Source organism: Olivibacter ginsenosidimutans (assembly GCF_039542865.1).
Taxonomy (GTDB): domain Bacteria; phylum Bacteroidota; class Bacteroidia; order Sphingobacteriales; family Sphingobacteriaceae; genus Olivibacter; species Olivibacter ginsenosidimutans.
On the sequence record NZ_BAABIQ010000035.1, the window covers coordinates 24,656 to 41,582 of the forward strand.

The window sequence follows — 16,927 nt, forward strand, 5'->3', positions numbered from 1 at the left end:
AGCAATAGGCAATAAGCCGTATCCGTAAAGCTTAAAGCCAGCTAAAAAAAGGAAATGCCTAGTGCCAAGCCTGCCCACCATTTCGTTCGTTCGTTGTTAACTAGAAAAGGATAATTATCGGAAAGAACTTCTTTTTCTCCTTCAACTGTTTGCTTACTCTTAATGAGTAAATTTACACTGGGAGCAACAAACACTTTTGTACGTTTACTAAGCGCAATGTTATACAATACATTGAGTTTAGGCCAGCCAGCGATATTTTCAAATGTTTTTCCATAAACTTGTTGAGCGACAAGTTCTGCAGCGAAATAATGCTGCTTTTCATGAGGATTAAATTCATGGCCAATACCAAAACCGGTGATTGGTGCTTTTCCACCATTCCATGCCCCCAAACCTACCGAAATAACGCTATATAATTTAGCGTCACCGCTCTTAAACGCAAGCTCAGCATAGTGCACTTCATTTGTGGCTATACTGAGCCGTTTAAAACCATTACCAATGATATTTACTAAACCAATACTGATACCGGAGGTCGTGTCGGCAATGTTGACTATACCGAACTGAACACCATGATGGTTATTTTTTGTCCGGTTAAGCCCCCCCGCAATTTGCAGTCCTTTCAATTCATGGGCACTATTGGCAAAACCAGCTAATTGCACTCCCTTAGCTTCTTGTTTTACAAGATTAAACAATCCAGCCGCTTGAACACCTTTCAAACTATCCAACACCTTGTTATATATACCAGCTAATTGCACACCGGAAAGATTACTACCAACCACATTTATTGCTCCAGCAGCCTGTACATACTGAACATGGTAGCGATCCATATTAAAGATACCAGCTACTTCAACGCCGTTAACGCCAGCAGTATAACCGCCAATTAGGTTAGCCGAGAATTTATTAACTACCTGTCCACTCATCATACCATGCGAACTTAATCCTGGAGTTAAGGAAATTTGAACCGGCATATACGCAAAAAAATTACCTAAATTTAAGGCATTTAGCCTTTGTTTGGAGCTTAAAAACAAACGCCCCAAGGCGGTGTTAGCAGCGGCATTTCCATCACCATCCATATATCCATACCGACTGTTTTGGGATTTATCGGTAAGATTAGCTGTTGGCAGGAACACAGTTGTCGTATCTTTATATAGTTGTTTGCTTACGGTAAGTACCATAGGACCGCCATCTTTCGTTTTTAACTTTAATTTAAAGCGCCCCTTCTTATCGGTTAAAGTACCTACTAATAAGCGCTTTTCATAAACACTTGCCTGGTAAATACCTCGACCTGTTTGCTCATCTACCACCGTCCCTTTAATGGTGTATACTCGCTTACCCTCTCCTACTTCTTCAGGCATCAGCGTTAGTTTGAAAGGTGCCGGACGGATGATTAAGTGATTAGGACTTTGTTGGTAAGCATAACCATCCCCTATAAGCAAGTTTAAGGCAGTTTTTACGTCTCCTTTAAAGTTTTGCAATACCACTAAACTGTCGGCAGGAATAATACCACTGCTATAGGCAAAGTGAAATCCTCCCTGTTGTCCGATGTTCGCTAATACATCCGCTAATTTTTGATGGTTCACATGTACTGTAACAGGCTGATATAGATAGTTTTGACTAAAAACAGCAAAACCTGCTGTCGATAGCATAGTGGTCAACAGCAGGCGTTTGAGAAAGCGACTGGATCGATTATTCAAGCTCCTATTTTTTTATCGTTATCGTTTTGCCATTTTTCACTACATGTAGCTGCAACATGCTACATAACGTGTCTAAAATGGTATTTAAAGAATCATTATCAAAAATTGTACTAATCGGTAAATTGCCTATAGCAGGGTCACCAATCACGATTTTTACGGAATAGGCTTCATTCAGCACTTCTACAAAGCGCCATAAAGGCGTATTGTCCAATTTAAATTGTTTCGTGCGATAATAATCATATAATTTATCGGTTTGTTTTCGTTGTTCAATAGTGGTCAAACCTGTGCGCGCTATTGCTTTTTCATCGGGTTTTAATTTAACGATGACGTCATCCCTACTTACCTGAACAGCTCCGGTTTCGACGATTACTTCCGTTGCTTTAGGATTGCTTCTAACATTAAAAGATGTTCCTAAAACACGGATGGTTAGATTATCCGTTTGCACTTCGAACGGTTTTGAAGCATTCGATGCTACATCAAAAAAAACTTCACCCGTCATTTTAACCTGTCGTTTCCATCCGAATAATTTTTCCTGAAAGGTAATTTTGGAATGCTTATTCAAGGTTATACCTGTTCCATCGGGTAAGGTATCCGTTAATGTTGCTGTTGTTGCGACCCATTCAATGGTATTAAAATAAGGATGCTTTGGTGCTATTGTATACCAATAGATTCCCAACAGCAGACCAAAGCTTATGATGACGGAAGCCGCTACTTTTAACCATTGAGTGGTCGTATTGGTTTTTGGTGTAGCTAATACTTTTATAGGCGGTTCATCTACTTTTATAGGCGGCTCATCATTGTCGTTAGGCAATGGCTGCTTTACTTCCTGATCGCGAAGTTCTTTAAAACGGTTCCAGGCGGCTTCTTCGTCGATAGGATGTTGTAGCGCCAGCGTTTTACTGCTCTCCCAAATGATCTTAAACTGCGCTAATTTTTTTGTGTTGTCCGGACTCTGTTTCAGCCAATTATGGACCTCTAGATCTTCCTCAGGAGATGTTTCCTTAAGAAGGAATTTGATTAATAATTCATCTTTCATTGCCCGAGAAATAAGTGAAGTAAACAATAAATTAATAAAGGCAGGTAATCTGCCAACGCAAAACGAAGTATTTTCAATGCTTTCCCCATCTGATTTTCGACCGTCTTGATGGATATCTCCAGCCGGTCGGCAATTTCCTGGTATTTCAACTCTTCAAACCTGCTCATTTGGAAAATGATCCGGCATTTCTCCGGAAGTAAACCAAGAGCTTTTGTTAGCTCTCTTTTTAATTCGTTTTCATGCAATTGATTGGCGGTGTGTTCGTAGGAAGAATTGTGGGTATATACCAAATGATCTTCATGTTTTTGCTTGACCTGACCATGTTTAATCTTATTCATACAGTCATTGTACGTGGCCCTATACAAGTATGATCTTAAAGAGGTACGTATGGCTAAATGGGAGCGCTTTTCCCAAAGTTTGAGAAAAAGAGACTGCACCACCTCCTCCGCCGCAACCGTATCTTTTAAAATGGTATAAGCATAAGCGTGCAGCGGATTAAAATGCTGTTTAAATACTCCTTCAAACACGCCTTCATCGCCTTTTTGTAGTAAATGGAGCGTATCTATATCGCTTTGCATGGTTAGTTGTGTTAACATGAAGCTGTATCTGTCAAAGGTAATTAAATAAATGGGTTAAACGTATCCCTTATAGTGTAGACAACTTCACTAGGCTTTACCCCTATTGGTGTGATCAGGTAAAAGGCAATAGGTAGAAGGTAGAAGGTATAAGAGCGCCTATACCTTACACCATATACCTTACACCTTACAACTTATAACTTAATTACCCTTGTTTAGCCAATAATACGGGGACATGCGATACATAAGCTATTTGTTCCGTAATATCCGTTGAAAAAATACTTTCGAAAAAATTCCTTTTTTTCTCAATGTGCACGATAAGTGAAATCTGCTGATCCCGGCAAAAATCTAAAACATCTCGAACGATATCGATTTCACCAATAGTAACGTAGGTAGGATGATAGGGAGCCAGCTGTTCTTTTACCGCAGCCAGACTATGGTTATGTAGGCCTTGCTGGATATGCGTCTCATTTTCATGATGTAATACAAAAAGTTCGATGGTGGTATCATGCTGTCTCAAGGGATGTAAAAGGTGGTGAATCAATTGTGCCTGTTTTAAATCAAACAGGCTGGAGATCGAGGCTATTTTTGAAACAGGAATCAGCTTACTAGATTCAGGCACAATTAAGAGGGGTTTGGCCACTGTTTTGGCAATTTTTATCGTATTGCTTCCGATCAACGTCTGTTCAAGCCTACTTTTGCCTGTCAGGCCCATAACCACATAATCGACTTGATATTTTGTAATCAGTTCGTTGGTCAATTCTTCCAACTTTCCCTCTTTAACCAAATACGATAATTCGGTATGGGTATGTTTTAGGAATTTTAATTCATGAAATAGGCGCTTAAGCTGTCGCATAGCCTCTTCCCTGCTTTGATAGGCGCTATCCACCAACAAGGGAGTACCCGGAATAGCATCAATTTTTGAAAGCTTATTAAACAAGATAATTCTGGAAGCCATCAGCTGTTTAGCAAAAATAGTCGCATATTTCGCTGCATGGGTGGCGGCATCAGAAAAGTCCGTTAATACTAAAAGTGTTTTCATCAATTGATACGTTAAACCTATAAAAAATGTATTTTCGTTGATAGCTTTATGGGTAATGATCGATCGTATTATACAGTTTATCTTCTTTGGAAATTTCTTCGTTGGCCTACTGGCTATTGCCCTATCTATAGAAACAGCCGTACAACTTAACGTTCCTTTTAATAATACAGCCTATTACTTGCTTTTGTTTTTTGCAACGATGGCTTATTACACTTATGCCTATGTCCATGTTACCGTAAGCGCTCGTCACCATAATCCGCGCACCCGTTGGTACCATGAACATCGTGCATTTGTGCGATGGAACCTTAAATTTTCGGTGTTGTTGAGTGTGCTACTTGTGATTTATCTGTTGTATCATGATTTTACGCATTTACGGCAATTGCATTGGGCATATTGGTTGATTATGCTGTTGGTTGTATCGGCCGGATTTTTATATTACGGTTTATTACCTAAATCTATTATAAGGTTAAATATCCGGGATACTGGATTACTCAAATCCTTCATCATTGGTTTTGTTTGGGCCAGTTGCGTTAATCTTTTTCCATTAGTGATGTTAAAACTAGAAGGTCATCTTTATACGCCAGATCCCTTTTTAGTTGCTTGGTTATTTATCAAAACCTTTATGTTTTGCACGGTAAATGCCATTATGTTTGATATCAAGGACTATGCGGAAGATGCCAATCGCTCACTCAAAACATTTGTGGTTAGATTTGGGTTGCGGAATACCATCTTTCAAATTCTTATACCGTTGCTACTCGTTGGTGTCTTGGCTATGGTTATTTTCGCTTATTATAGACACTTTGGATACATACCGTTGTTGATTAATATTTTACCTTTTGCGTTGTCGTTGCTTGTTGCCTATTCCATGCACAAGCGCCAGAATATTCTTTATTACCTGATCGTCATTGATGGTTTACTTTTGGTGAAAGCAATCTGTGGCGTAGTGGCCATGCAATTTTTTTAAGTTAAAAGCTATACGCTATAGGCTGTAGACCGTACGAACGACGAACAACCAATAATGAACAACGAATAATGAATAATGAATAATGAATGAATATGCGTATACAAAATAATTACGATGCGATTGCGGAGGTATATGATTTTTTGAGCAGACTGGTATTCGGAAAAGCACAGGTGAAGGTACAAATTGATCTAATCAGTCATATAGCTCCAAAGAGTACCATCCTTATTGTAGGGGGTGGCTCTGGATGGATATTGGAGGAGTTGGCAAAACGGTATGCTGACGGATTAACCATTACTTACCTCGAGCTATCCCAGAGAATGCTGAATTTATCTAAAAAACGAAAATATGGTAAAAATAGCGTTTATTTTAAACACGGTGCTATAGAAGATGATACCGAACCGTCGCAGTTTGACGTTATTATCACCCCTTTTCTCTTTGATAATTTTGCAGAAGCCCGTACAACACTTGTTTTTGATAAGTTAACTGCAAAGCTCCGTACATCAGGACTATGGCTGTTTGCCGATTTTGTGGTAGATAATCGAGATGCATATTGGAAAAGGATAATGCTAAAACTCATGTACCGTTTCTTCGGATGGTTATGTACTGTTGAAGCAAAGCATTTAATCGATGTTCGGTCTTATTTCGGGAGAGAAAAGTATACCCTTTTAACAACTTATCGTTATTACGCTGGATTTATACAAGGTAAGGTGTATGTTAAAGCAACAACTGCAATACCTCTTTCCAATTGTTTGCCCGTTGGTGGTGTGTAACACTTGCATTGTGCCCTGCAGTAAAGAGTATTGGTTTGCCTTTACAAAAATCGAGGTTTTTGCAGTAATCATCAATCATAAAATCTGTGTCAATAATGCTTTTGTCTCCGCAAAAGATAATATTATGCCAATGAATGAACGGAAAATGCTCCGCTAACCATTCTTTTTTTTCATATAGGGATAAAGGGAATTCCATAGCTGCAGATACGATATAGACTTCATACTGCTCTTGTAAAGCCTTAACCGCTTCTACCGCTCCCTCCATTACTGGCAAATCACGGAAAAAACCCGGTGTATGTAAGTATTTATAGACCAAACCATCAGGTAATACCTCTAGTTCCGGCACATTATGGAATACCGTTTTCAATAATTTTTTACCCGTCTCTTTTTCATAATAGCTTAAGTATTGATATTCAGTATCAGCTAAAACACCATCCATATCGATGGCAATAGATTTTTTCTTCATAGATATTTGCAATTTTATGCAACAAATATAGCAATAAAATGCTTTATATTGCCATATTTTTATGTTAATTTTGCATTAAATTGCAAGCAGATGATTAAAGCAGAAAGACAACAACGCTTAACAGCCCATGTTAAAGACAAGCAAACAGCGCAATTGGCCGAACTGAGTAGGCTTTTAAATGTATCTGAGGATACCGTTAGAAGGGATATTAAAGAGCTTGCCGATTTGGGCATTATTAAAGCGGTGCGTGGAGGTGCAATTGCGCACTCGCCTGTACCTCCACATTTCCGGGATCGGGAGCATTTACAAGTTGCGCAAAAAGAAATCATTGCACAAAAGGCTTTACATTTCATAGAAAATGGTCAAGTTGTTTTCTTTGATGGAGGTACTTCCAGTTTAGCTGTCGCGGCAGCTTTACCTCCTGATAAACAGATCGTGGCCGTTACCAATAGTTTTCCAATTGCAACTATTCTGGAAGATCATCCCTTAGCTGAAGTGTTATTTTTCGGAGGACGTTTAAATAAAAAATCGTTCACCACCGTAGGTATAGAAACTATTGAAGCAATACGAAATGTCCGGGCAGATGTGTCTTTTCTGGGGATTTGTAGCATAGATTTAGCGGCGGGAATAACGACAGTCGACTATGACGATGCATTAATTAAAAGGAGTATTGTAATGAATTCTAAAAATATAATTGCATTATCAACCATAAACAAGCTTGAAACGGCAGAATCCTTTTACGTCTGCCCTGTCGATGCGATTGATGTGATTCTGACGGATGCTGAAGTAGATGCTGAATTATACCAGGCGTTTCAAGAGCGCGGTGTTGCTATTCAATAAGCTATCATCGTCTTTAAAAGTCTACAATATGTTTCCGTTGTGCATTTTTATTGGCAAAAATAGTTAAGCTATTTTCACGGTTTTTTTATCTGTAAAACGGGTTAATAATAGATTTTTTATTCAGACAACACCTTGTTTTCCACAATTTAGCGGTTTTTCGCGTATTTTAAAGGCTTTTGGTACGAAAAATGTGGTTTGATTTCCATTGTAAAATGCCAGAAAATTTCTGGTATTTAAATGATCACTTAAATTAAAAATTTAATTACAATGAGCAAATTTGGAAAGTTAAAAGAACTGGTTAGTTCTGTAGAGGCTGATGCCGACAAATTCTTTAACAAAGGAAATGCAGCTGCAGGTACCCGTGTACGTAAAGCAATGCAAGAGTTAAAAAATCTTGCCCAAGAGATTCGTAACGATGTTACCTCCGTTAAAAATTCAGGTAAATAAATCGTTGCATACCCCAAAACTACCTATGAAAAAATAAAGCCTGATGAATATCAGGCTTTATTTTTACCTCTTATTCATAACGTAATGCTTCAATTGGATCTAAGGCAGCAGCTTTTACTGCTGGATAATAACCAAAGAATATTCCTGTAATTACACAGACAATAAAGGAGATCACAATAGAAGATTGAGAAATAATAATCGGCCAGTGAACCACATTAGATACAATAAGAGAAGCCGCTATTCCAATAATAACACCAAATACCCCTCCGGTAATGCTGATCATGACCGCCTCCGTGAGAAACTGCCAAAGGATATCTTTTCCTCTAGCCCCTATAGATAAACGGAGACCTATTTCCCGGGTACGCTCAGTAACCGAAACATACATAATATTCATAATTCCAATTCCTCCAATAACCAGTGAAATGCCCGCTACAGCGGTTAAAAGCGACGTCATCATGCCACTGGTTGAGCTCAACGTTTGTATAAGTTCTGCTTGAGTACGCACATCAAAGTCATTTTCTACCCCATCCCGTAATCGATGATTGGTACGCAATACCTCAATAATGTGGTCGCTTGCAATTTCAGAGAGTGTTTCTGTAGCCGTAGAAGCATAGATATTCTGTAGGTAAATAGATGCCAATATCCGTTTCATTACCGTCGTGTAGGGTGCAATGATGATGTCATCTTGATCTTGTCCAAAGGTATTTTGTCCTTTAGGCGCTAATATACCAATGATTTGAAAGGGTATCTTCCCGAAACGAATGATCTGTCCGATGGGATTTTCACCGTTTTTGAACAAGTTATCGACAACTGTTTTACCTACTAAGCATACTTTCGCGGATGATTTAATTTGTTCATCGGTAAAATTGGTTCCTTCTTGAATTTCCAATTTACGGATGTGCAAATAATCAGCAGAAACACCTTGTAAGTTTGTTGGCCAGTTGTTCGCTCCCCGAATGGCTTGACCACTACTGGAAACGCCAGGTGATATGGCATTAATTTCGGTTACTTCCCGCTGGATTTTCTGTACATCATTTAAGGTAAGCGATTGTACACTTGCAGCCCCCATTCTAACCCCACCAGGCATAGGCATATTGTTATAAGGCATCACCGTAATCATATTAGCCCCCATACTCGAGAATGTATTTTGGATACTCTGTTTAGACCCTTGACCGATAGACATCATGGTAATGACAGCAGCAACACCAATAATAATACCCAACATGGTTAAAAAAGCCCTTAACTTATTTCGCTTAATCGCCCTTAGGGCGATGCGTAAAAGATTGAAAATACTCATAAGACTATAAATCAATAATCATCACTTTTGGGTAGAGCGGCTAACGCCTCCTTGGCCGAACGAATGTTGTCATTCGGTGTATCCCGTTGTACCTTTCCGTCCCGCAACATGAGCGTCCGACTGCTAAAAGCGGCAATGTCTGGCTCATGGGTTACAAAAACAATGGTTTTATGTTGCTCTTGGTTCAATTCTTGCATCAGCGTCATAATTTCATAGGAGGTGCGGGTATCTAAATTACCTGTTGCTTCATCTGCTAAAATCATCACAGGTTCGTTCACTAACGCTCTGGCAATGGCTACACGCTGCTGTTGTCCGCCAGAAAGCTGGCTTGGCGTATGATCAAACCGGTCCTGAAGTTTTACCAATTCCAGGGCATGCATAGCCCTCTCCTGCCGCTCTTTATTTGGTACGCCTGATTGATACAGCAAAGGCAACTCTACGTTTTCCAAGGCGGAAGTCCGCGGTAGCAGGTTATACGCCTGAAATACAAAACCAATTTTTTTATTTCGTAATTGGGCCAATGCATCACGATCCAGTGTTTTCACATCTACCCCATCCAATAGATAGTCGCCTGATGTTGCACGATCTAAGCATCCCAAAATATTAAGCATCGTAGATTTTCCAGAACCGCTACTTCCCATAATGGTTAGAAATTCGCCAGCGTTTACACTAAAACTCACGCCTTTTAGTGCTCTGACCAGCTGAGAACCTACCGTAAATTCACGCGTCAAGTGCTGTATGTTCAATATTTCACTCATTTTATTTTCTTCTTCGAGGCATTGGTAAAAAAGGATTGGTATTGTCTTGATTGGCTGCAGCAGCCGCAGTCGTAGTAATACCAATAACGACCGTATCGCGTTCGGTTAGTCCGTCGGTAACCTGTACCTTTGTATTATCGTTAATTCCGGTATGTACGGATTGTTGTTGAATTTTTCGACCCTTTAAAAGCCAAACCTGTGCTGCCTTTGCCGTGGTATCTGCAGATCGATTACCAACAATTTGATATTCCGGTCCAATTTCACGAGGATCGGGATTGAATTTTAGTGCATTTACGGGTATCGTTAAAGCATTGTTGGCTTCCTTGGTATAGATGGTTACCGTAGCGGTCATCCCTGGTTTTAATTTCATGTCGGCATTGCTGGTTTCAATGATCGTTGTGTAGGTCACCACATTACTCGATGTTGTGGGTTGCAAGCGGATTTCAGAAACTTTACCTTCAAAAGTTTGGTCAATGTAGGCATCCACGGTAAAGCTTACCCGATCTCCAGCCTTGACATCGCCAATATCGGCCTCATCCACTTTTGCCTGCACTTGCATCTTCGTAATATCTTTTGCTAAGCTAAATAAGGTAGGTGTATTAAAACTTGCGGCAACGGTCTGTCCGACGCTGACATTTCTGTTCAACACAACCCCGTTTATCGGAGAATAGATCCTGGTAAACGATAAGTTTTGTTGAGCCGATGTCAATTGGGCCTTAATGCTGTTTACGCTAGCCTGTGCTGTTTCATAGGTGTTGGTCGCTAAGTCATAAGCTGCTTGACTAATAGCCCCTACCTCAAACAAGGTCTTTTGTCTGTTGTAGTTTATTTTTTGATAATTTAAATTGCTTTGTGCTTGTGCAAGCTGCCCTTTAATTTGATCGACAGTAGCTTGCATTAGGGTCGGATCCAATTCGGCAAGTAGTTGTCCTTCTTTTACCTGTGCATTGTAATCGGTATATATACTTTTAATAATACCAGAAACCTGTGTACCTACTGCAACCGTATCGACTGGTTGTATCGTACCCGTAGATGTTATGATCTCGGCGATATGCCCCTTTTCTACGGGTGCCGTTTGGAGTACTATTTTTTCTTCTTTACGATTACCAAAAAAGAAATAACATACAACCGCTAGTACGATAACGGATATTCCTATAATGCTAATTTTTTTGCCTTTCATGCGTTTATACTTTATTTTTAATATGCTCTAGTAGATACCTGCTATTCCCCCTGTACAGAGCCAGTATGGAAATTTTCTATAAAGTCGCCTTTATAAAATTTAAAAACGTTTAAGGATAATAATGCGTTGTACTTTGCTTGTGTGTAAGCCTGTATAGCTTGGACGTATAAGTTTTTCTGTTGCACGTATTCCACCGTATTAGCGGATCCTACACGTAATTCTTCACCGGCAATGCGATAAGCTTCTTTGTTATAGTCCAATTGCTTGGTGGAAGCATCGTATTGACTATACGCATTCTGCGTTTGGATATAAGACTGCTCTACTTCTTGTGAAAGAACGGTTTTCGTATTTAACAGGTTCAACTCTGCTTGTTTAATGGCAATATTGGATTTCGCCACATTCGTTTGATTTATTTTTCGCGTAAAAATGGGAATACTGGCTGTAATACCAATTTGCTGATAAAAGTTATTATGAAATTGATTGAAGGTCCCCATATCCGTATTGTTACCATAACTGGTGCCAATACCTCCATTTAACGAGATCTCCGGTAGGTATCCAGCCTTGGCTTTCTTTAAGTCAAGTTTAGCACTTTCTACAGTGAGTAGGCTGTTTTTAACTTCTGGACGATTGGCTAAAGCTTCTTCTACTACTTGGTTTAATGTCGGAATGGCCGTTAGTTGTAAGACAGCGGCATCTGGCTTTTCAATATCAAAATCTTCCGTAATAGGCAGTTGCAGCAATTGTTTAAGAACAATTTTATCTTGTCGTTCAGCATTTTTGGCATTGGTAAGGGTATATTGGTCAGAGGCGAGCTGTGCTTCTAATTGGATTAAGTCCTTCTTCGCAACCGCACCAGCCTCATACTGTTGACGCATTTGGTTGGTCTGGGCTTGTGACGTTTCGACCAAGTCAACAGCATAGTTTACCGTTTCCTTATCCAGTAAAATGTTCGTGTATGCCTCTATAATCTGCAAATATAAATTGTTATACGCTTCGTCAACATCCAGTCCGGCAGCCGTTACTCCTAATTGTTGCTGATGGATGGTTGCCTTTAGCGTTCCCCCATTAAATAGGGTGAGAGCTGAATTAACACCAATGCTACCAGAAGTATTAATTTTCTTACTTCTCTCGCTTGTTGAAGAACCATAATGAGTGGCATTTTGACTTATAGAACCATTTAAATCGGGCAATACTGCTGCTTTTGCACTAATTAGATCCTGTTCAGCACTAGATTGCGCCAATTTTAAATTGTTTAAGGCGATGTTATTTTCTTGTGCATAGTTAAGGCATTCTTTTAGTGACCAACTTTTGGATTGCGTTAAGGTGTCTTGGGCATGAACTTGTTGGAAATTTCCGACAAGGCTATAGAGCACCATACATATGAGGATTTTGAAATGCATTTTTTCGTACCTTTTTATGAACTAATTGCGACAAAAAGACAACCTTTTCAGCTTCAAAAAAAGGGTTCTCGACCGATAGTAGATGAATAACGATAGAAAGTTATTTTTTTGGGATAAACTATTTTTTGATTTTGCGTTTTGATTTTTCTCGAATCCGACGTGTTTTTTTAACTTTTCTCCGGCAAATGTGTGCTTTTTATCGGCTAATCTTTATATAATACATCCGATACCGTAACATTGTAAATGTTTGTGTTACTTTCTTCCGAAGAAAGTAACCAAAGACTCATCGCTTGGAACTTTGCTACAATGGTTGTGCATCAACCTGCAAACCGCAAATTTCCTAGGCGATATTTTAGCTGAACGGAGAGTTAGTGGTAGCAATCAAATGGAAAGGTTACTCATAGGTTGGCATGTCTGGTTTAAAGTATTTGTTTTCATTTTCGAAAAGAGTAATACAGTCATTATATGTATAGATTAAATAGAAAAACGATTTGGATCATATTCACCCATTTATTATTGTGGGGATTATTGGGATTTCTTTTACTCTTTTATCCACCTTTAACCTGGGGAATTAAATTGCCACCTGTCTTTTGGGCAAAACAGTCGTATGTCATTCTTTCGTTAGGGATTATTTTTTATGCTAACTACTTATTTTTCACCCCTAAGTTACTCTTTAGTCAACGGAGTGCGCTTTTTATACTTTGGTTATTGGTGGCAATAGCTTTTGAGCAATACATCGTTTTTGGTATTGATCAATGGTTAAATTTTCATGAAATAATGGCCACTGTCCGCCAAAGACCGCCAAGACATCCCGATATCATTGATGGTTTTATGCTCATGATGACCTTACTTGTACTCGGAATTAGTACGAGCATCGCGGCTGTAAGGCAATGGCAGCGAGATGTACAGCTCAAGGAAGCCTTGCAACGGCAGCAAATAGCTTCGGAGTTGTCTTTTTTAAAGGCCCAGATCAATCCACATTTTTTCTTTAACACGTTAAACACCATTTACGCGCTTTCTTATAATGACGTGGAACTATCACGACAGGCATTGCATAAACTATCTCGAATGATGCGTTATCTTTTATATGAAACCCAACAGCATCAAACAAGCTTGGTACAAGAGCTTAAATTCATGAAAGACCACATCGAGCTCATGCAATTGCGTTTACATCCTAATAATGAGGTTATCTATCGGGAGCTTACGCTTACGCGCGACTATACCATCGCTCCCATGCTATTACTACCCTTTGTAGAAAATGCGTTTAAACATGGCATACGCGCAACAAAACCTTCTTCCATTATCATTGACGTACGATTGGAACAGAATACCTTATATTTAGAGGTCAGCAATACCTTACATGAAGGAAGTACACCTGCTATGGAGGAAGGGAGCGGTATTGGTTTGCAAAACACAAAACGGCGATTGAATTTGTTGTATCCCAATAAACACAAACTTACTATTGAAAAGTCAACGGATCACTCCATTTATCAGGTTAAATTAATGCTTACCCTGTCATGATTTTAAATTGCATAGCGATAGATGACGAACCATTGGCCTTAGGGCTAATCGTCAGTTTTATTGAAAAGACACCCTTTTTGAAGTTAGTTGGACAATATGCCAGTGCCATAGAAGCTCTTGAAGGAATAGACCAATTGGATATCCAATTGATATTTCTCGATATCCATATGCCGGAATTAACAGGAATGGAGTTTTCTAAAATCATTAACCAATCGAAGTCTAACAGCAAAATCATTTTTACTACAGCGTTTAACCAATTTGCCGTTGAGGGATATAAAGTAGATGCCTTGTTTTATCTATTAAAGCCATTCGACTATGCTGAATTTTTAGAAGCGGCGAATAAAGGCAAACTGTATTTTGAAACATTAAACAGTCGCCTTACTACACAAGATCAGGCAAAAAATGAACGGTTTTTATTTGTGAAAGCAGACTATAAGCTGATCCGGATAGAGCTGGAACACATTCTGTATGTCGAATCAATAAAAGATTACGTAAAAATTCATTTAAAAGACAAGGCAGACCCTATTGTATCACTGAGCACATTGAAAGGCATTGAAGAAAAATTACCGGAAAATGAATTTATTCGGATCCATCGGTCTTTTATTGTAGCGGTTAATCAAATAGATGCTATTGGCAGAAATAGTATTCATATTGGCAAGTTGGAAATTCCGGTTGGCGATTTGTATAAGGATACCTTTAAACAATTGATACAAAAGTGGGGTTGATACTAGATAATCATTTTATAACCAACAGCCCTTATATTAACAATGGAAATGCGCTTGTCGTGTTGCAGATAGGTTCTGATTCGACTGATGAATACATCCAGGCTTCTGCCGGTAAAAAAGCGATCATTTGGCCACACAGCTTGAATGATATCTTGTCGATGAACAACTTTGTTTTTGCTTTCATATAACATTTTGATCAATTCACACTCTCTAAACGATAGGTTTAGGATTTCTTCCTTATACTGCAACTGCTGACGCATCCCGTCCATCACATAATCACCAATTTGTAAGAAGCGTTTTTGGTATTGCCACTGGTTGCGCTGTGCTAAGGCATTAATGCGTACTTTTAGTTCTTCCAAACTAAAAGGTTTCCGAAGATAGTCATTGGCTCCGAGTTCAAAAGCGTTAACGACATCAACCGTTTGCGTTCGGGCTGTTAAGAATAAGATAGGTGTTTCGGTATCCACTTCCCGTATCTTTTTGGCAATTGCAAATCCATCCATGCCTGGGAGCATAACATCTAGGATAACCACAGCAGGCTTTAATTGGTGAAACAGGAATAAGCCTTGTTCGCCGTCTGCGCAATGGCTGACACTATACTCGGCCGACTGCAAATTATCGGCAATGATCAGTCCTAAATCAGTCTCATCTTCAATTAATAATAATGGTATCATATGCTTAAGGGTAAATAAATAGTAAATGTAGTGCCTTTCCCGGGTGTACTGCTAACCTCGATCAGGCCTTTATGCTGTGTAATGACTTGCTTGACGTAATATAAACCTAAACCAAAGCCCTTCACCCGATGAATATTACCGGTAGGTACCCGATAGAATGGTTGAAAAATATGAGAAATATCGGCAGAAGCAATACCAATGCCATTATCGGATATACTAAGCACCCAATGCTGGTTGACAATTTTGCTCACTAATTGAATATGCACTGCATCTACGGCATATTTAACGGCGTTATCTAACAGGTTATTGATGGCATTACCGATATGCATTTTATCGAGCGGTATGGGCGGAATATCGTTTACTATCGATAAACTAATCTGTTGCTGATGAATGAGCTGATGGGTATCAATAAGCTGCTGCAATAATTTGTCGGTGTCTACCGATTCTATTTGCAAGTACATGCCCTTCTTTTCGCCTACCGCAAGATGTAAAATCTGATCAATGAGGTTTGTAAGATGGGTTGCTGCTCTGTGGGTCATCTGCAGATACAAACTAGCTTTTTGCTGCTTATCGTCCAGCTTAAATTGTTGAAGGGTTTCCGTTGCGGCCAGGACTGTTGCTAATGGTGTTTTGAGCTCATGGGTCATGTTGTTCACAAAATCATTCTTAATGTCGGCCAACTTCTTTTGTTTAAAAATAGTATAGAGTAAATACACCAGACACCCAATGGTTAAACCGGTAAGCAGCAACGAGGAAAGCAGGGCGCCTGCCAGGTGTCTAAAAATCCACCAGCTAGGCGCTTTAAGATATAGGGATAAAAACAAATCTTTGGCAGGATCCAACATCATTGTGGTTGCCTGTATGGGAAATTTAGCAATTATTGCTTGATTCGTTTTTCCTAATGCAGCGTCAAAATGCCGCATCCTTAAAGGCGGCGGTAATGCTCCATCTTCAAATTCTTCGTGCGTTGGCCCATTAAAAATGGGTCGCCCCAATAACCTCAAACGGAATGGTTTAACTGCTTTCGTTTTATCGGTTTTTGTAGGATTCGAAACGGTTTTTGCAAATCTTTCGCGACTAATATGTAGTGTATCTAAGAAAAATACATCCTGTAAATCTGGTCCTAATTTTTCCCGGTATCTTTTTTGAAGCATCTGGAAATCAAGATGCATAAATGCCGCTGGAAACAATTGAACGTGCGATGAATCGTTAGGTGCAGCTTTTTCTTGTCCTAATCCATTAGGACCGCGGTAAAATACTTGAATAGCATCTTGAAAGTTACCTTTCTTAACCAAATCACTGTACAGATCCGGATATACGTTACGAAATTGTGCTTCTCTTTCCTCCTGCATACTCTCAAAAAGTAACCTTTCCGCGTAAGCGATGAAGTTTTCTTTTTCATGTTGATAGTTTCCCATCAACCAGAAACACTGAAAGACGATCGTTACCAGGCTTGCTAGGGTAATCAGCATCAACAGATAGCGGTGTTGTTTAGACATGCAGTTTAATTTATAGCGACAAAATTAAGACTCACATCAACG

Annotated in this window: 17 protein-coding genes; 6 read left to right on the top strand and 11 right to left on the bottom strand. The window is 39.3% G+C overall.

Annotated features, from left to right (window positions below):
• Nucleotides 1-41: 41 nt before the first annotated feature.
• The 4 genes from ABD930_RS11890 to ABD930_RS11905 form a co-directional block, all read right to left on the bottom strand.
• Nucleotides 42-1,691: a carboxypeptidase-like regulatory domain-containing protein gene (locus ABD930_RS11890; RefSeq protein WP_345231945.1), complete on the bottom strand. Its 1,650-nt coding sequence runs from the start codon at nt 1,689-1,691 to the stop codon at nt 42-44.
• Nucleotides 1,692-1,695: 4 nt separating this feature from the next.
• Nucleotides 1,696-2,727: a FecR family protein gene (locus ABD930_RS11895; RefSeq protein ID WP_345231946.1), complete on the bottom strand. Its 1,032-nt coding sequence runs from the start codon at nt 2,725-2,727 to the stop codon at nt 1,696-1,698.
• Complete coding sequence (locus ABD930_RS11900; RefSeq protein WP_345231947.1) at nt 2,724-3,305, bottom strand: RNA polymerase sigma-70 factor; 582 nt, start codon at nt 3,303-3,305, stop codon at nt 2,724-2,726. The genes ABD930_RS11895 and ABD930_RS11900 overlap by 4 nt, the downstream gene beginning before the upstream one ends.
• Before the next feature lie 202 nt (nt 3,306-3,507).
• The gene (locus ABD930_RS11905; protein WP_345231948.1) at nt 3,508-4,344 is read right to left on the bottom strand and encodes a universal stress protein; all 837 of its coding nucleotides are present in this window, start codon (nt 4,342-4,344) and stop codon (nt 3,508-3,510) included.
• A 55-nt stretch (nt 4,345-4,399) separates the two neighbouring features.
• Between ABD930_RS11905 and ABD930_RS11910 the strand changes: the two genes are divergently transcribed.
• Nucleotides 4,400-5,308, top strand: coding sequence for a UbiA family prenyltransferase (locus tag ABD930_RS11910; RefSeq protein WP_345231949.1), 909 nt, complete (start codon nt 4,400-4,402; stop codon nt 5,306-5,308).
• Between the two features lie 92 nt (nt 5,309-5,400).
• Entirely contained in the window at nt 5,401-6,078 is a 678-nt protein-coding gene (locus tag ABD930_RS11915) for a class I SAM-dependent methyltransferase (RefSeq protein WP_345231950.1), read from the top strand.
• On the opposite strand, the gene ABD930_RS11920 is transcribed toward ABD930_RS11915, so the two are convergent.
• The gene (locus tag ABD930_RS11920) at nt 6,023-6,544 is read right to left on the bottom strand and encodes a 5' nucleotidase, NT5C type (RefSeq protein WP_345231951.1); all 522 of its coding nucleotides are present in this window, start codon (nt 6,542-6,544) and stop codon (nt 6,023-6,025) included. The two genes, ABD930_RS11915 and ABD930_RS11920, sit on opposite strands and share 56 nt — an antisense overlap.
• Before the next feature lie 90 nt (nt 6,545-6,634).
• Between ABD930_RS11920 and ABD930_RS11925 the strand changes: the two genes are divergently transcribed.
• Both ABD930_RS11925 and ABD930_RS11930 read left to right on the top strand, forming a co-directional pair.
• Nucleotides 6,635-7,384: a DeoR/GlpR family DNA-binding transcription regulator gene (locus ABD930_RS11925; RefSeq protein WP_345231952.1), complete on the top strand. Its 750-nt coding sequence runs from the start codon at nt 6,635-6,637 to the stop codon at nt 7,382-7,384.
• A 267-nt stretch (nt 7,385-7,651) separates the two neighbouring features.
• Nucleotides 7,652-7,831 carry a histone H1 gene (locus ABD930_RS11930; RefSeq protein WP_345231953.1) on the top strand — a complete coding sequence of 60 codons (180 nt, stop codon included), beginning with the start codon at nt 7,652-7,654 and terminating at the stop codon, nt 7,829-7,831.
• Between the two features lie 70 nt (nt 7,832-7,901).
• On the opposite strand, the gene ABD930_RS11935 is transcribed toward ABD930_RS11930, so the two are convergent.
• From ABD930_RS11935 to ABD930_RS11950, 4 genes are read right to left on the bottom strand one after another with little or no spacing between them, the layout of a single operon-like run.
• On the bottom strand, nt 7,902-9,128 hold the full coding sequence (locus ABD930_RS11935) for an ABC transporter permease (RefSeq protein ID WP_345231954.1): 1,227 nt from the start codon (nt 9,126-9,128) through the stop codon (nt 7,902-7,904).
• Between the two features lie 11 nt (nt 9,129-9,139).
• Complete coding sequence (locus ABD930_RS11940; protein ID WP_345231955.1) at nt 9,140-9,886, bottom strand: ABC transporter ATP-binding protein; 747 nt, start codon at nt 9,884-9,886, stop codon at nt 9,140-9,142.
• A gap of 1 nt (nt 9,887) precedes the next feature.
• Complete coding sequence (locus ABD930_RS11945) at nt 9,888-11,066, bottom strand: efflux RND transporter periplasmic adaptor subunit (protein WP_345231956.1); 1,179 nt, start codon at nt 11,064-11,066, stop codon at nt 9,888-9,890.
• A gap of 41 nt (nt 11,067-11,107) precedes the next feature.
• On the bottom strand, nt 11,108-12,466 hold the full coding sequence (locus tag ABD930_RS11950; protein ID WP_345231957.1) for a TolC family protein: 1,359 nt from the start codon (nt 12,464-12,466) through the stop codon (nt 11,108-11,110).
• A 465-nt stretch (nt 12,467-12,931) separates the two neighbouring features.
• Here ABD930_RS11950 and ABD930_RS11955 point away from each other — a divergent pair, with 465 nt between their 5' ends.
• Together ABD930_RS11955 and ABD930_RS11960 are read left to right on the top strand one after the other, a co-directional pair.
• A complete protein-coding gene (locus ABD930_RS11955) occupies nt 12,932-13,987 on the top strand; it encodes a sensor histidine kinase (RefSeq protein WP_345231958.1) in 1,056 nt (351 codons plus the stop codon).
• The gene (locus ABD930_RS11960) at nt 13,984-14,712 is read left to right on the top strand and encodes a LytR/AlgR family response regulator transcription factor (RefSeq protein ID WP_345231959.1); all 729 of its coding nucleotides are present in this window, start codon (nt 13,984-13,986) and stop codon (nt 14,710-14,712) included. The genes ABD930_RS11955 and ABD930_RS11960 overlap by 4 nt, the downstream gene beginning before the upstream one ends.
• 2 nt (nt 14,713-14,714) lie before the next feature.
• On the opposite strand, the gene ABD930_RS11965 is transcribed toward ABD930_RS11960, so the two are convergent.
• Both ABD930_RS11965 and ABD930_RS11970 read right to left on the bottom strand, forming a co-directional pair.
• The gene (locus tag ABD930_RS11965) at nt 14,715-15,386 is read right to left on the bottom strand and encodes a response regulator transcription factor (RefSeq protein WP_345231960.1); all 672 of its coding nucleotides are present in this window, start codon (nt 15,384-15,386) and stop codon (nt 14,715-14,717) included.
• Nucleotides 15,383-16,885, bottom strand: coding sequence for a sensor histidine kinase (locus ABD930_RS11970; RefSeq protein WP_345231961.1), 1,503 nt, complete (start codon nt 16,883-16,885; stop codon nt 15,383-15,385). Before ABD930_RS11970 ends, ABD930_RS11965 begins: the two co-directional genes overlap by 4 nt.
• Nucleotides 16,886-16,927: the final 42 nt, after the last annotated feature.

Coding starts and splice junctions, on each gene's coding strand:
- ABD930_RS11945 (WP_345231956.1), bottom strand. CDS start 11,066: ATGAAAGGCAAAAAAATTAGCATTATAGGAATATCCGTTATCGTACTA.
- ABD930_RS11950 (WP_345231957.1), bottom strand. CDS start 12,466: ATGCATTTCAAAATCCTCATATGTATGGTGCTCTATAGCCTTGTCGGA.
- ABD930_RS11905 (WP_345231948.1), bottom strand. CDS start 4,344: ATGAAAACACTTTTAGTATTAACGGACTTTTCTGATGCCGCCACCCAT.
- ABD930_RS11925 (WP_345231952.1), top strand. CDS start 6,635: ATGATTAAAGCAGAAAGACAACAACGCTTAACAGCCCATGTTAAAGAC.
- ABD930_RS11910 (WP_345231949.1), top strand. CDS start 4,400: ATGATCGATCGTATTATACAGTTTATCTTCTTTGGAAATTTCTTCGTT.
- ABD930_RS11965 (WP_345231960.1), bottom strand. CDS start 15,386: ATGATACCATTATTATTAATTGAAGATGAGACTGATTTAGGACTGATC.
- ABD930_RS11940 (WP_345231955.1), bottom strand. CDS start 9,886: ATGAGTGAAATATTGAACATACAGCACTTGACGCGTGAATTTACGGTA.
- ABD930_RS11920 (WP_345231951.1), bottom strand. CDS start 6,544: ATGAAGAAAAAATCTATTGCCATCGATATGGATGGTGTTTTAGCTGAT.
- ABD930_RS11915 (WP_345231950.1), top strand. CDS start 5,401: ATGCGTATACAAAATAATTACGATGCGATTGCGGAGGTATATGATTTT.
- ABD930_RS11960 (WP_345231959.1), top strand. CDS start 13,984: ATGATTTTAAATTGCATAGCGATAGATGACGAACCATTGGCCTTAGGG.
- ABD930_RS11970 (WP_345231961.1), bottom strand. CDS start 16,885: ATGTCTAAACAACACCGCTATCTGTTGATGCTGATTACCCTAGCAAGC.
- ABD930_RS11935 (WP_345231954.1), bottom strand. CDS start 9,128: ATGAGTATTTTCAATCTTTTACGCATCGCCCTAAGGGCGATTAAGCGA.
- ABD930_RS11955 (WP_345231958.1), top strand. CDS start 12,932: ATGTATAGATTAAATAGAAAAACGATTTGGATCATATTCACCCATTTA.
- ABD930_RS11900 (WP_345231947.1), bottom strand. CDS start 3,305: ATGCAAAGCGATATAGATACGCTCCATTTACTACAAAAAGGCGATGAA.
- ABD930_RS11930 (WP_345231953.1), top strand. CDS start 7,652: ATGAGCAAATTTGGAAAGTTAAAAGAACTGGTTAGTTCTGTAGAGGCT.
- ABD930_RS11895 (WP_345231946.1), bottom strand. CDS start 2,727: ATGAAAGATGAATTATTAATCAAATTCCTTCTTAAGGAAACATCTCCT.